Below are 14,737 nucleotides of genomic sequence, written 5' to 3'. Positions count from 1 at the left end.
ATGCCCACATATGACACAAGTCCCCTGAGCGCGACGGATAGTGACTCCCGTCACTTCCAGTGACGGATGGGACATGTCCTGCGCGGACCGGGGCAGGCGCGCCCGAGCACCACCACCGCGGGTAGGCCGCGGTGCCGGAATCGGAGGTACAGCGCGTCGTGTCCGAGCAGACGACCATCCACATCGCCGGGACCTGGCGTTCCGCGATATCAGGAGCCACCCGAGAGGTCCTCGACCCGGCGGACGCCACGGTCCTCGCCGTCGTCGCGGAGGGCGGCACCGCGGACACCGACGCGGCCGTCAGCGCGGCCCGCGCGGCCTTCGACGGCGGGGAGTGGCCCCAGACCCCCGTGCTGGAGCGGGCCGCACTGCTGCGCCGCGCCGCCGTCCTGCTGCACCGCGACCGCGAACGCCTCGCGCTGCTGGAGAGCCGCGACGCGGGCAAGACGCTGGAAGAGGGCCGCGTGGACGTGGACTGCGTCGCCGACGCCTTCCTCTACTTCGCCGACCTCGTCTCCGGCGAGAGCGCGGGCCGCGTGATCGATGCCGGCACCCCCGACGTCCACAGCGTCGTCGTCCACGAACCCGTCGGGGTCTGCGCCCTGATCACCCCCTGGAACTACCCGCTCCTCCAGGCCTCCTGGAAGATCGCCCCCGCCCTCGCCGCCGGCAACACCTTCGTGATCAAGCCCAGCGAGATCACCCCGCTGTCCACGGCGGCCCTCGTCGGGCTACTGGTGGAGGCCGGTCTGCCGGCCGGCGTGGCGAACCTGGTCACCGGCGCCGGCGATCCCGTCGGAGCGCGCCTCGCGGCCCACCCCGACGTCGACCTCGTCTCCTTCACCGGGGGTCTCACCAGCGGTACGAAGGTGATGCGCGCGGCCGCCGACTCCGTCAAGAAGGTCGCCCTCGAACTCGGCGGCAAGAACCCCAACGTCGTCTTCGCCGACGCCTGCGCCACCCAGGAGGGCTTCGACACCGCCGTCGACCAGGCGCTCAACGCCGCCTTCATGCACAGCGGCCAGGTCTGCTCCGCGGGCTCCCGGCTCATCGTCGAGGAGAGCGTCGCCGAGCGCTTCGTCGCCGAACTCGCCCGCCGGGCGGACCGCATCCGCCTGGGCCGCGGAACGGACCCCGGCGTGGAGTGCGGGCCGCTGGTGTCCGCCGCCCAGCGCGAACGCACCGAGGAGTACGTGGCCTCCGCCCTCGCCGAGGGAGCCGTACTCCGCTCCGGCGGCGTACGGCCCGACGAGCCCGGCTACTTCTACCGCCCGACCGTGCTGGACGGCTGCCACCGGGGGATGCGCGTCGTACGGGAAGAGGTCTTCGGGCCCGTCCTGACCGTCGAGACCTTCCGTACCGAGGCCGAGGCCGTCGCGCTCGCCAACGACACCGAGTACGGCCTCGCCGGCGCCGTGTGGACCTCCGACGCCGGACGCGGCCGCCGCGTGGCGGGCCGGCTGCGCCACGGCACCGTCTGGATCAACGACTTCCACCCCTACCTCCCGCAGGCGGAGTGGGGCGGCTTCGGGAAGTCCGGGACCGGGCGCGAACTGGGCCCGTCGGGCCTGGCCGAGTACCGCGAGACCAAGCACGTGTACCAGAACCTCGCCCCGCGCCCCGTGCGCTGGTTCGCGGGCTGAAGGAGGAGCAGAGCATGACCACCCCCACGCACATCCCCACGCCCGCTGACGAGCACGAGTCAGCCCACGAGCACGAGTCCGTGCACGAGTACCGCTACGACTACGTCGTCGTCGGCGGGGGCACCGCCGGCTCGGTGATCGCCTCCCGCCTGACCGAGGACCCGGACGTCACCGTCGCCGTCATCGAGGGCGGCCCCAGCGACGTCGACCGCCCCGACGTGCTCACCCTGCGCCGCTGGATGGGGCTGCTCGGCGGCGAACTCGACTACGACTACCCCACCACCGAGCAGCCCCGCGGCAATTCGCACATCCGCCACAGCCGCGCCCGCGTCCTCGGCGGCTGCTCCTCGCACAACACCCTGATCTCCTTCAAGCCGCTGCCGTCCGACTGGGACGAGTGGGAGCGGGCGGGGGCCGAGGGCTGGCACGCGTCCGCCATGGACCCCTACTTCGACAAGCTCCTCAACAACATCGTTCCGGTGGCCGAGAAGGACCGCAACGCCATCGCGCGCGACTTCGTCGACTCCGCGCAGAACGCCCTGGGCGTCCCGCGCGTCGAGGGCTTCAACCGCAAGCCCTTCCACGAGGGCGCCGGCTTCTTCGACCTCGCCTACCACCCCGAGGACAACAAGCGTTCCTCCGCGTCGGTGGCCTACCTCCATCCCGTCATGGACGAGCGCCCCAACCTCCGGATCCTCCTGGAGACCTGGGCCCACCGCCTCGAACTCGACGGCACCCGGGCGCGCGGAGTCCGCGTACGCGCCGCCGACGGTACGGAGTCCCTCATCACCGCACGTCGCGAGGTGCTCGTGTGCGCCGGCGCCGTGGACACCCCGCGGCTCCTGCTGCACTCGGGCATCGGCCCGCGCGCGGACCTGGAAGCCCTCGGCATCCCGCCGGTTCACGACCTGCCCGGCGTCGGGGAGAACCTCCTCGACCACCCCGAGTCGGTGATCGTCTGGGAGACCGACGGCCCGATACCGGAGAACTCCGCGATGGACAGCGACGCGGGCCTCTTCGTCCGGCGCGACCCCGAATCCGCGGGACCCGACCTGATGTTCCACTTCTACCAGGTCCCCTTCACCGACAACCCCGAGCGCCTCGGCTACGAACGCCCCGCGCACGGAGTGTCGATGACCCCCAACATCCCCAAGCCGCGCAGCCGCGGCCGCCTCTACCTGACCAGCGCGGACCCCGAGGTCAAGCCGGCCCTGGACTTCCGCTACTTCACGGACGAGGACGACTACGACGCCAGGACCCTGGTGGACGGCATCAAGCTCGCCCGCAAGATCGCCGCGACCGAGCCCCTCGCCGGCTGGCTCGGGCGCGAGGTCTGCCCCGGTCCGGAGATCACCGGTGACGAGGAGCTGAGCGCCTACGCCCGCTCCGTCGCGCACACCGTCTACCACCCGGCCGGCACCTGCCGGATGGGCGCCGCCGACGACCCCGGGGCCGTCGTCGGCCCGGACCTGAAGATCCGCGGACTCGAAGGCATCCGCATCGCGGACGCATCCGTCTTCCCGACGATGCCCGCGGTCAACCCGATGATCGGAGTGCTCATGGTCGGCGAAAAGGCAGCCGAACTCCTCACCCGGGACGGTGGTACCCGATGAACACCACCCCCGCCGCCGCCCCGGCGCCCGCCGACTCCGACGCGCCGTCCGTCTTCTCCGTGAACGGCCTCTGGAAGGTCTTCGGCCCCGACAAGGCCGCCGCCAAGGTCCCCGGCTCCGCCGACGCCGACCTGTCCGCCGCCGAACTGCGCGAGCGCACCGGCTGCACCGCGGCCGTCCGCGACGTCACCTTCGACGTCCGCAAGGGCGAGGTCTTCGTCGTGATGGGTCTCTCGGGATCCGGCAAGTCCACCCTCGTACGCTGCCTCACCCGGCTGATCGAGCCGACCGCCGGAAGCCTGGCGATCGACGGCGAGGACGTCCTGGCCATGGACGCCACCCGGCTGCGCGACCTGCGCCGCCACCGGGCCGCCATGGTCTTCCAACACTTCGGCCTGCTCCCGCACCGCACCGTCCTCGACAACGTGGCGTACGGACTGGAGATCCAGGGCGTCGGCCGCGGCGACCGCCGGGACAAGGCCGCCGAACTCGTCGCCAAGGTCGGCCTGGACGGACTGGAGCACCGCAGGCCCGGCCAGCTCTCGGGCGGCCAGCAGCAGCGCGTCGGCCTGGCCCGCGCCCTCGCCGCCGACCCCGAAGTGCTCCTGTTCGACGAGCCGTTCAGCGCCCTCGACCCCCTCATCCGGCGCGAGATGCAGGAGGAGGTCGCCCGGCTCCACCACGAGGAGGGCCGCACCATGGTCTTCATCACCCACGACCTGGCCGAGGCCCTGCGCCTGGGGGACCGGATCGCGCTGATGCGCGACGGCCGCATCGTCCAGCTGGGCACGCCCGAGGAGATCGTCGGCTCGCCGGCCGACGACTACGTACGGGACTTCGTCCGCGACGTCCCGCGCGAACAGGTGCTCACCGTCCGCACCGCGATGCGCGCCGCCACCGCCGGCGAGGCCGAACAGGGTCCCGCGCTGGCCCCCGCCACCACCGTCGTCGATGCCATCCAGGCCGTCGCCGTCAGCGGCGGACCGGCCCGCGTCGTCGACGGAGGCCGCTGCCTGGGCGTCGTCGACGACGCCGGTCTGCTCGCCGTGGTGGCCGGGCTCCCGGCCCCCACCGGACGGGGGGTGGCGGCGTGACCTGCCCCGCCCGTCCCGCGCTCCCCGTCCCCGTCACACGGAGGTGGTGCGCATGACCGCGACCCCGACCCACTCGAAAGCCCGTACCCCGGCCCGCATACCGGGTTCCCGGGCCGCCGCCCCCTCCGGAGCCGCACGGCCCGGCGGCCGGGCGACCTCCCACACCGCGTCCGCTCCGCAGGACCGCCCCCGCAGAGGCCTGCGCGGCCTGGCCGCGGGCCGCGCGTTCCTCCTCCCGATGGGCATCGCGGTCGCCCTGCTGATCCCCCTCGCCACGGCCTTCCCGGGCGCGGGCAGCTGGCCCGCGGCACTGGCCGTGGACCTCTCCGGACCGCTCGGCCGCGCCGGCGACTGGATCATCGACCACCGCGACAGCCACCCGCTGTTCCTCTACCTCTTCGGCCACGTCAGCAACGCCGTCGTGGTGGCCGTCCGCGCCGTGTACGTGCTCCTCCTGGCAGCAGGCTGGACCGGGGTCACCGCCCTGGCCGCCCTGGTCGCCTGGCGCCTCGCCGGCATCCGGCTCGCCGCGACCTGCGCCGCCGCCTTCGCGGCCTGCGGCCTGCTCGGCATGTGGGTGCCGACGATGCAGACCCTCGCGCTGATGGTCGTCGCCGTCGCCGCTTCCGTCGTACTCGGCGCCCTGCTGGGCCTTGCCGCGGGGCTGTCCCCGCGCGCCGACCGCGTACTGCGCCCCGTACTCGACACCATGCAGATCCTGCCGGCCTTCGCGTACCTGCTGCCGATGGTGCTGGTCTTCGGCATCGGCGTGCCCGCCGCCGTCCTGGCCACCGTGGTCTACGCGGCCCCGCCCATGGCCCGCCTCACCGCCCTCGGCCTGCGCGAGGCCGATGCCGGGGTCATGGAAGCCGCCGCCTCGCTCGGCGCCACCGGCCGTCAGCGGCTGCTCACCGCGCGCCTTCCGCTCGCGCGCCGCCAACTCCTGCTGGGCGTCAACCAGGCCATCATGACGGGCCTGTCCATGGCCGTCATCGCCTCCGTGATCGGCGCGGGCGGCCTCGGCGACCGCGTCTACCAGGCCCTCGCCTCCGTGGACGTCGGCGCCGCCCTCGCCGCCGGCATCCCGATCGTGCTCCTCGCCGTGGTGCTCGACCGCACCGCCGACGCCGCGGGCCGCCGGCTCGGCGCCGACCCCGTACCCCTGGGCGAACAGCACCTGCTGCGGCGGGTGTTCTCCGGCTGGTACGGCCGCCTGCTCACGCTCCTCGCGGCGGTCGCCGTCGCCGTCGTCGGCCGGATGGCCGGCACCTCCGTATGGCCCGAGTCCTGGACCGTCTCCCTGGCCGATCCGGTGAACTCCGCCGTCGCCTGGATGACCGACCACCTCTACTCCGGCGTACCCGTCGTCGGCGGCACCGCCGACTGGGCCGCCCGCTTCACCGGCTGGATCCTCGACCCGCTGCGCAGCGGGCTCCAGGCAGCCCCGTGGTGGCTGCTCCTGCTCACGGCCTGCGCGCTCGCCCTGCTCGCCGGCACCTGGCGCACCGCCCTCACCGCGGTCCTCGCCCTCGGCGCCGTCGGGGTGCTCGGAGTGTGGGAAACCTCCCTGGACACCCTGTCCCAGGTCCTGGCCGCGGTGGCCGTCACGCTCGTACTCGGCTTCGCCATCGCCGTGGGAGCCGCCCGCAGCGCCCGGGCCGAGCGGATGCTGCGGCCCGTCCTCGACATCTGCCAGACCCTGCCGCAGTTCGTCTACCTCATCCCCGTCGTCGCGCTGTTCGGCGTCGGCCGCGCCCCGGCCGCCGCGGCCGCGATCGTGTACGCGCTGCCCGCCGTCGTCCGGATCACCGTCCAGGGCCTGCGCGAGGTCGACCCGACCGTCGTGGAATCGGCCCGCTCGCTCGGCGCGACCCGCGCACAGCTGCTGCGCCAGGTCCAGCTGCCGCTCGCCCGGCCCGCGCTGCTGCTCGCCGTCAACCAGGCCGTCGTCCTGGTCCTCGCCGTCGTCATCATCGGCGGCCTCGTCGGCGGCGGTGCGCTCGGCTACGACGTCGTCCTCGGACTCGCACAGGGCGACCTCGCCACCGGCCTGGTGGCCGGCGCCGCGATCGTCTGCCTCGGACTGCTCCTCGACCGTGTCACCCAGCCCGCGAAGGAGGCCTGACATGCGCGACACCGACCACCGGCGCACCCTGCGCCGCCCGCGCGGCGCGGCCGTCCTCGCCGCCGCCACCGGACTCGCCGTCCTCACCGGCTGCGGGGCCGCCGACATGACCCGCCAGGCCTCGCCGTACGCCGCCGCCGAGGGCGCGAAGACCGTCACCCTCTCCGTCCAGTCGTGGGTCGGCGCCCAGGCGAACACCGCCGTCGCCTCCTACCTCCTCGAACACGAGCTGGGCTACCGCGTGGACACCGTCCAGGTCGACGAGGTGCCCGCCTGGGACGCCCTCAGCCAGGGGCGCGTCGACGCCATCCTGGAGGACTGGGGCCACCCCGAGCAGGAGAAGCGGTACGTGGAGGGCAAGAAGACCATCACGCGGGGCGGGGACCTGGGGGTGACGGGCCACATCGGCTGGTTCGTCCCCACGTACTTCGCGGAGGCGCACCCCGACGTCACCGACTGGAAGAACCTCGACAAGTACGCCGACCAGCTGCGCACACCGGAGAGCCGTGGCAAGGGCCAGCTGATGGACGGCTCGCCGTCCTACGTCACGAACGACAAGGCGCTGGTGAAGAACCTGGGCCTGGACTACGAAGTGGTCTTCGCCGGCTCCGAGGCCGCCCAGATCACCCAGATCAAGCAGTTCGCCAAGGAGCGCAAGCCGTTCCTGACGTACTGGTACGAGCCGCAGTGGCTGTTCGAGCGCGTCCCGATGACCGAGGTGAAGCTGCCGGAGTACACCGAGGGCTGCGCTGACGACCCGGAGAAGGTGGCCTGCGCCTACCCGCACACACCGCTGCAGAAGTACCTCAACGCGCGCTTCGCCCGGTCGGGCGGAGAGGCGGCCGAGTTCCTGAAGAAGTTCCACTGGACGAAGGCGCAGCAGAACGAGGTCTCGCTGATGATCGCCGAGGAGAAACTGTCCCCGCAGCAGGCGGCGAAGAAGTGGGTGGAACGCAACGAGAACGTCTGGAAGCCCTGGCTGACCTGACGACCGCCCACCTCCCCGTGCCCTCCCCTCCGGGGGAGGGCACGGGCGCCGGACCGCCCGACGCGGCGGGCGGAACCGCCGAACACGAGCGCCGCGTGTCGCGGCGCCGACTGCCGGCGGGAAGGGCTTGCGCAGACCCGACGGCCGGGGGCGGGCCGCTGCGCCAACTCGGCATCGTCTCGTGGACGTGGGCCCGTGGACGCCCGGGTGGGGGCCGGGTCCGGCGTACGGTCGGGGGACCGGCCGGGCCTCGTCGCCGGCTGGGCCGGGTCTCCCGATGCCATGACCGGAACAGGAGCAGTCGTTGCTTCTCTACGCCCAGACCCCCGCGCGGCGCAACCGCCAGATCCTCGCGGACCTGATCGCGGTGCTCCTGATCGCCGCCGCGGTGACGTTCGCCCTGGCCGTCCACGACGCGATCATGCTGCTGGCCGAGCCCGGACGGAAGGTGGAGAGTTCCGGCGACAGCCTGGCCGCCGCCCTCGACGACGCGGGAGAGACGGCCTCACGGGTTCCGCTCGTCGGCGACCTCCTGAAGACGCCCTTCCGGTCCGCGGCCGACGCCGGCACCGGGCTCGCCGACGCCGGGCAGTCGCTCCAGGACATCGTCGGCCAGGTGGCGTTCCTGGTCACGCTCGCGCTGATCGTCGTCCCCGTGGCCTGCGTGCTCCTGCTGTGGCTGCCCCTCCGCCTGCGCTGGATCCGCCGCAGCGCCCGCATCCGGGGTCTGCTCACCGCCCCCGGCGGCGCCGATCTGCTCGCTCTGCGCGCCCTCACCGGGCCCCCGGGCGACCTCTCCGCGATCCCCGCCCCGCCCGGCGGCCTCGCGGACGCCTGGCGGCGCGGCGACCCGCAGGCCATCTCCGCCCTGTCCGAGATCGCACTCAGGCGAGCCGGCCTGCGGCCCTGACGGCCGGAGCCGGCCCGCGCCCGGCCGGGCCGCGCGCACACCGCTCGGCAGTGCCGGCGGCGGTCTGGAAGGATCAAGGCCTACGGTGCCCTTGATCGCTGTGATGAGGAGGATCTGATGAGCGTGGCCGACGGGGGGCGGCAGTGGCCGGACGAGGTCAGCGTCGAGAACGCGAGGGCGACACTGCTGCAGCTCCTTGCGCGGGCTGGGGTCCCGTCCGATGACGCGCGGCAACTGATCGGGCTCCTGGAAGCGGGCGCCCTGGCACTCGCGCACGAGGAGCTGAGCGCAGACGCCGGCCGCCCCCGGAGCATCCCGGGGGACAAGGGAGAGGCGTACGAGTCGGGCCGGCTCGACGGCGCCCGCGACGTCCTGGAGGAGCTCGGCGCCGTCGCGGAGCGGACCCTGGTACGGGCCGTCGGTGTGGAGGGGGAGCAGGGCGCGGCGGGGGAGCGGCCCCGGGCCCGGCGCATGGAGGTGGAGCGGGCACGGGTGGCGGTCACGCCCCTGTACCTGTCGTTCACCGCGGTGTCGGAGCTGGATCCGGAGGTGACGGACGAGGTCCTCGCCGCCGTCCTCGGCACGATGAGCCCCCGGCAGCGGGCCGGATACGCCGGGCGGCTGACGGAGTTCGCCGCGGACCACCGGGCCCGGCTGGAGCGCATGTTCGCCGGCTACGGCCCGGACAGCGCCATCACGATGCACGGCCGCTACTCGCTCCTGCACTCCGCCACGAGCATCGCCGTGCTGGAGCGGCTCGCCGCCGCACCGCGGGAGCTGCGCGAGGAGTGGGACGCCGTGGAGCTGCCGCCCGCGTGGCTGGACGGGCTCACCACCGCCTGGAACGCTCCCGCCTGACCGCCTCAGGCCCGATGGCCGCCGCGGGAATACCGCGGCCGCACCCCCCGTTCCCGGGTATAGTTGAATCGTAAACAACCTTGGGAAGGGTAGCCATGCAGTTCGGAATCTTCACCGTCGGTGACGTCACGGCCGATCCGACGACCGGACGCGTGCCCAGCGAGCACGAACGCATCAAGGCGATGCTCGCCATCGCGCAGAAGGCCGAGGAGGTCGGCCTCGACGTCTTCGCCACCGGCGAGCACCACAACCCGCCGTTCGTCCCCTCCTCGCCGACGACCATGCTCGGCTACATCGCGGCGCGGACCGAGAACCTCATCCTGTCGACCTCCACCACGCTGATCACCACGAACGACCCGGTGAAGATCGCCGAGGACTTCGCGATGCTCCAGCACGTCGCGGACGGCCGCGTCGACGTGATGATGGGCCGCGGCAACACCGGACCGGTCTACCCCTGGTTCGGCAAGGACATCCGCGACGGCATCGACCTCGCCGTCGAGAACTACGCCCTCCTGCGCCGCCTCTGGGACGAGGACGTCGTCACCTGGAAGGGCAAGTTCCGCACGCCGCTGCAGTCCTTCACCTCCACCCCCCGCCCCCTCGACGGCGTCGCCCCCTTCGTCTGGCACGGCTCCATCCGGTCGCCGGAGATCGCCGAGCAGGCCGCGTACTACGGCGACGGCTTCTTCCACAACAACATCTTCTGGCCCGCCTCCCACACCGAGCAGATGGTGAACCTCTACCGGCAGCGCTACGCCCACTACGGGCACGGCACCCCCGAGCAGGCCATCGTCGGTCTCGGCGGCCAGGTGTTCATGCGCAAGAACTCGCAGGACGCGGTGCGCGAGTTCCGCCCGTACTTCGACAACGCCCCGGTCTACGGCCACGGCCCGTCCCTGGAGGAGTTCACCTCCCAGACGCCGCTCACCGTCGGCTCGCCCCAGCAGGTCATCGAGCGGACCCTGTCCTTCCGGGACTACGTGGGCGACTACCAGCGCCAGCTGTTCCTGATGGACCACGCGGGCCTGCCCCTGAAGACCGTCCTGGAGCAGCTCGACCTGCTCGGCGAAGAGGTCGTGCCGGTGCTGCGCAAGGAGTTCGCGAACCTGCGCGCGGCCGGCGTGCCCGACGCACCGACCCACTCCGCCCGGGTCGCCGCCGCAGCCGCGCCCGAGGCCCAGGAGAGCCCGAAGGAGGAGACGCAGGCATGAGGATCGTCGTCGTATCGGCAGGGCTGAGCTCGCCCTCCTCCACCCGGCTGCTCGCCGACCGGCTCACCGCCGCGACCCTGGAGCACGTCGACGCGGAGACCGAGGTCGTCGAACTGCGGGAACTGGCGACGGAGATCGCCCAGCACTTCGTCACCGGGTTCCCGCCCGCCCGGCTGGCCGCCGCGCTCGACGCGGTCGCCGCCGCGGACGGCCTGATCGCCGTGACACCGGTGTTCGCCGGCTCGTACAGCGGCCTGTTCAAGTCCTTCTTCGACCTCATCGACAAGGACTCCCTCACCGGCAAACCGGTGCTCCTCGGCGCGACCGGCGGCACGGCACGCCACTCCCTCGTCACCGAACACGCCCTGCGCCCGCTCTTCGCCTACCTGCGCGCGCTCGTCCTGCCCACCGCCGTGTACGCGGCCTCGGAGGACTGGGGCGAGGAGGGACTCGCGCAGCGGATCGCCCGCGCGGGCGCCGAGCTGGCACGCTTCACGACGCCCGCCGCGGTGCCCGGCCAGGGCGCGGCACCCGACGTCGACACCGCCGCCGCGATCGCACCCCGTTCACTGACCGGGGCGATCACTTCGGTGGACCCGGCCGACGGATTCGTGACGGTGCCGTTCGAACAACGGCTGGCCGCGCTGCGGGTCCCCTAACCCCTGCCACCCCACGCCCGCCGCCCCCGACCCGGGGCGGCGGGCACCGGGATATTCGATGGGCCGAGCCCACGCCATCAGGCACAATGCCCAGCGATGATCTCTACAGCCGACGACCTGCTCGTCGCTCTCGAACCCCTCCCGCACGCCGCCCGGCTCCGGCACACCGCCGTCACCGCCCACCGGCTCGCAGCCCGGGAGGGCGCCCTGCGCCCCCTGCTCACCGCCCTGGACGCGCGCGGCCCGTACGAGCGCCGCCTCGCCGCGCTGGCCGCCCTCACCGGCGGGGACATCGAGCACCTCGCCGCCCGGCTCGCCGACAGCGACCCCGTCGTACGCCGGTACGCGCTCCGCGGCGCACGCCGACTGCCCGTCCCCGACGCAGCCGTCGAAGCCGCCTACGACGACGCCCCCGCCGTGGTCCGCGCCGACCTCGCACGGCTGCTGCGCGACGGACGGCGGCCCCGGCTCGCCGAGCGCCTGGTCCTGCGGGCGCGCACCGAGTACGGCGGCCAGGACGCGGCGCGCCTCCTGGCCGGCTGCTCGCCGGAGTTCACGGCGAAGCTCCTGCCCGAACTCGCCGGGGCGCTCGCCTTCGAGGACTGGAGCACCCTGGCCGCCCGCCACCCCATCGCCGCCCTCGACCACGCCGAGCGCGAACTCGGGGACCTTCCCGAGCCGTTGCGCGCACGCTGGTGGAAGCAGCACGCCACCGCGATCGCCGCCGCCCTGCCCGCCGCGCCGGGCCGGGCGCTGGACCTGCTGGAACGGTACGGCCCGGACGACCTGCCCGATCCGGTGCACGACCGGCTGGGCCACCTCGTCGCGGTGGACGCCGAGCGCGTCGCCCGCTGGTTCGCCGACCCCGGCCGCACCGCCGGGCGCTGGGAGCGGACCCCCGGCCCGGCGGTCATGCGGCAGCTGGTGGCCGCGGACCCGCCGTCGCTGCCCAGGCTCGGGGCCCGGTGGTTCCACCGGGGCGCCTTCACCGTCCTGCTGCGGGCGATGCCACCGGCGCACCGGCCCGGCTTCCTGGACGCCGTCCTCGCCGAGGACGCGTCCCGCCGGAAATTCGGCGCTCTCGCAGGCGTCCTCGCCCTGCTGCCGGTCGCCGAGCGGCACGCACGGGCCCGCGCCGCGATCGAGGAACTCGGCACCGAACGCCGCACGGACTGGGAGATCTGGTTCCCGCTCGCCCTGCTGCCGCCCGCCGAGGTCCGCCCGGAACTCCTGGCCGCCCTCGGCACCGGCGACGCCGACGACCGCGGGACGATCTGGGAACACCTGACCCTCAACGCCGGCCACACCCGCGATCCCGAGGAGGTGGCCGAGGTCCTCGCGCTGGCCGCCGGCCGGCTCGCCAACGAGCGCGACCCCGTACGAGGGGAGGCCCTGGCCGCCCTCGCCGGGCTGCCCGTACCGCTGCTCGCGAAGGCCCTCGGAGCCACCGCTCCCGCCGGAGACCGCAGCGGCTCCGCGTCCCTGGAACGGCTGTGCCTGGACGCCCTGCGGTCCAGGGACTGCTCGCCCAGGACCCGGAACACGGTCCGGACCCTCGCCCTCGCCCTGCTCGGCGCCGCCACGGACTCGCCCGCGCCCCCCGGTTCCGCCGCGCCGCGGACCGCCGCAGGCCTGCTGGAGGCGCTGACCGCGCACACCGGCACCGTGGAACTCGGCCCTCCGGGCAGCATCAGGCGTGACGGCGCCATACGCGCCGCCCTCGACGCCCTCCGCCCGTGGCTGGACCGGGCCGCCGCCCGCGGGGACGCCGCGCCCCTGCTCGTCCTGGTCACGGCCTGCGGACACCGGGCGTACCGGATCCCGGAACTCCAGGACCGACTCGAACAGGCCCTGCGCACCTGCCCGGACACCCTCTTCGGTGAGGTCGCCGCGGCCTGGCTCGCCGACCCCTCGACCCGCGGCGACCGCATCACCGGACTGCTGGCGCGGGAGCCCTCCGCGGTCTTCCTGCCCCAGGTCCTCGCCGTGCTCGCGGCGGAGCGCACCGACCTGCTGGACCGCGCGCTGCCCGAGGCCCCGCCCCCGGGAGGCCGCTTCCCGGCGGCCGGCGCCGCCCGGCCGCTGCCCCCCTTCCGGTACGCCGACCGGTGGCTGCCCCGGCAGCAGGGGGCCGCGGTCCGGCTGGCCGCGGCCGTCGTCGCCGACCCCGGCCGCGGCCTCGACGAACGCGCCGCGACGCTGCGTGCGGTGGCGCCGGTACCGGAGCACGGACGGGCCCTGCTCCAGCGGTACGCCGCCGCGGCCGACGACGTCGGGTCCGCGCCGACGGCGGCCCTGACGGCAGCGGCCCTGGACGCGTCCGCCCACGCGCACGACCCCACCGCGGCACTCGAAGCCCTGCTCGACCACGCCGGCGACGAAGAGGCGGCGGCCGCCTGGTCCGCGGCCGGCCGCGCCGCCGCCCACGCCCGTCCCACCCGGCTCGCTGCCCTCCTGCGCGATGTCCTGACCCGCGAGAGCGGGGTGAAGGTCACCGTCCGGAAGGCGGCCGCCCGGCTCGCCGTACGCCACCTTCCCCCGGGCGCCGCCACCGCGCTCCTGTCCACCGTGGGCCGTACCCCGGGCGTCCATCCGGACGTGCACGCCACCGTCGTCGGCCTGGCCCCGGCACTGCTGCCGGACGAGCAGATGTGGGCCCTGCTGGAATCGGCGGTCGCCCACGGGCCGGACGTCGCCCGGCGCGCACTGCTGGACCGGAACCCGGCGGACCTGGCCCCGGCCCACCGGTCGCGGTACGGGGCGCTCGTCGCCCGGCTGCCCCTGGTCGCCGAGGAACACACGGCGGACGAAGCCCTGGGCGCGCTCGGCAACTGGGCGCGGTACGCACCAGCGGCCGGGACGGTGCTGGCGGACCTCTACACCGACCTCACCTCGCCCCTGAGGGAATGGCGGTCGCGCAGCGGGCTGTTGGAGCTGGCCCAGTCCGGCCTGCCTCACCCCGTCGGCGGTGTGCAGCCCGGCAGTCTCCTCCACGGCGTCGTGGACCGGCTGCTGGAACGCGTCGCGGCCGGAGAGGCGGAGGGCGGCGGACCCTGCGGCGACCTGCCGGCACGCCGCCGCCTGCAGTCCCTCGCCGAGTCGTGGATGCGCGACCGCCGGATCTACGCGGCCCTCGCCCGGCAGACGGCGACAGAACCGGCCGTCACCGCCATCCGTACCACCCTCCTCGTCCGGGCGGTCGACCTGGAGGCGGCCGAGCCCGAACTGCTGCTCGCGCTCAGCGAGCTGATCGACGCCATCGGGGACCGCCCCGTCCTCGCGGGCCGGGTGGCGGAAGCCCTCGAAGACACCCACCGCTACGGCGACCCGCTCGCCGACCCCACGGCCGCCCTCGCCGCCGTCCGCTCCCTGGGCGCCGACGGCGGTCTCGTGCAGGGCCTCCTCGCCGTCGGCCTGGCCACCGCCCTCGGATCCCGCCAGAACTGGACGGACGCCTGCCGCGCCACCGTCGCCGAACTGCGCCGCCACCCCGACCTTGAGGTCAGAGAGACGGCGTACGCCACGGACCTGCGCGGGACCTGAGCCCGCCCTGACGCCGCGCACGGGTGCGGACACGTGCGCACCGGCGCGGACAGGTGCGGACAGGGCTGGACAGTCAACGCCCGCGCCGGGCAT

General features: G+C 74.2%; 10 protein-coding genes. All 10 read left to right on the top strand.

Going from position 1 to position 14,737, the window contains the following annotated elements; translation table 11 throughout:
• Positions 1-158 precede the first annotated feature (158 nt).
• The 10 genes from IG86_RS0128235 to IG86_RS0128190 all read left to right on the top strand — a co-directional run bounded on the left by IG86_RS0128235 (position 159) and on the right by IG86_RS0128190 (position 14,644).
• Positions 159-1,643 (top strand): aldehyde dehydrogenase family protein, encoded by a 1,485-nt coding sequence (locus IG86_RS0128235; RefSeq protein ID WP_030900593.1) that lies wholly within the window; start codon positions 159-161, stop codon positions 1,641-1,643.
• 14 nt (positions 1,644-1,657) lie between these two features.
• Positions 1,658-3,256, top strand: coding sequence for a GMC family oxidoreductase (locus IG86_RS0128230; RefSeq protein WP_045936734.1), 1,599 nt, complete (start codon positions 1,658-1,660; stop codon positions 3,254-3,256).
• On the top strand, positions 3,253-4,350 hold the full coding sequence (locus tag IG86_RS0128225; RefSeq protein ID WP_030827884.1) for a quaternary amine ABC transporter ATP-binding protein: 1,098 nt from the start codon (positions 3,253-3,255) through the stop codon (positions 4,348-4,350). The genes IG86_RS0128230 and IG86_RS0128225 overlap by 4 nt, the downstream gene beginning before the upstream one ends.
• Before the next feature lie 52 nt (positions 4,351-4,402).
• Positions 4,403-6,475 carry an ABC transporter permease gene (locus IG86_RS0128220; RefSeq protein WP_078906063.1) on the top strand — a complete coding sequence of 691 codons (2,073 nt, stop codon included), beginning with the start codon at positions 4,403-4,405 and terminating at the stop codon, positions 6,473-6,475.
• Position 6,476: 1 nt separating this feature from the next.
• A complete protein-coding gene (locus IG86_RS0128215; RefSeq protein WP_030900585.1) occupies positions 6,477-7,463 on the top strand; it encodes an ABC transporter substrate-binding protein in 987 nt (328 codons plus the stop codon).
• Between the two features lie 304 nt (positions 7,464-7,767).
• Positions 7,768-8,373, top strand: coding sequence for a hypothetical protein (locus IG86_RS0128210; RefSeq protein WP_030827875.1), 606 nt, complete (start codon positions 7,768-7,770; stop codon positions 8,371-8,373).
• Positions 8,374-8,490: 117 nt separating this feature from the next.
• Complete coding sequence (locus IG86_RS0128205; protein WP_030900581.1) at positions 8,491-9,231, top strand: hypothetical protein; 741 nt, start codon at positions 8,491-8,493, stop codon at positions 9,229-9,231.
• Between the two features lie 95 nt (positions 9,232-9,326).
• Entirely contained in the window at positions 9,327-10,442 is a 1,116-nt protein-coding gene (locus IG86_RS0128200) for an LLM class flavin-dependent oxidoreductase (RefSeq protein ID WP_030827869.1), read from the top strand.
• Positions 10,439-11,101, top strand: a complete 663-nt coding sequence (locus tag IG86_RS0128195; protein ID WP_030900578.1) for a CE1759 family FMN reductase — start codon at positions 10,439-10,441, stop codon at positions 11,099-11,101. The genes IG86_RS0128200 and IG86_RS0128195 overlap by 4 nt, the downstream gene beginning before the upstream one ends.
• A gap of 96 nt (positions 11,102-11,197) precedes the next feature.
• The gene (locus tag IG86_RS0128190) at positions 11,198-14,644 is read left to right on the top strand and encodes a hypothetical protein (RefSeq protein ID WP_030900577.1); all 3,447 of its coding nucleotides are present in this window, start codon (positions 11,198-11,200) and stop codon (positions 14,642-14,644) included.
• Positions 14,645-14,737 lie beyond the last annotated feature (93 nt).

Origin of the sequence: Streptomyces virginiae (genome assembly GCF_000720455.1) — a bacterium.
Lineage (GTDB): Bacteria > Actinomycetota > Actinomycetes > Streptomycetales > Streptomycetaceae > Streptomyces > Streptomyces virginiae.
The sequence above is the reverse complement of the archived record's forward strand: the minus strand, read 5'-3'. Positions and strand labels throughout refer to the sequence as shown.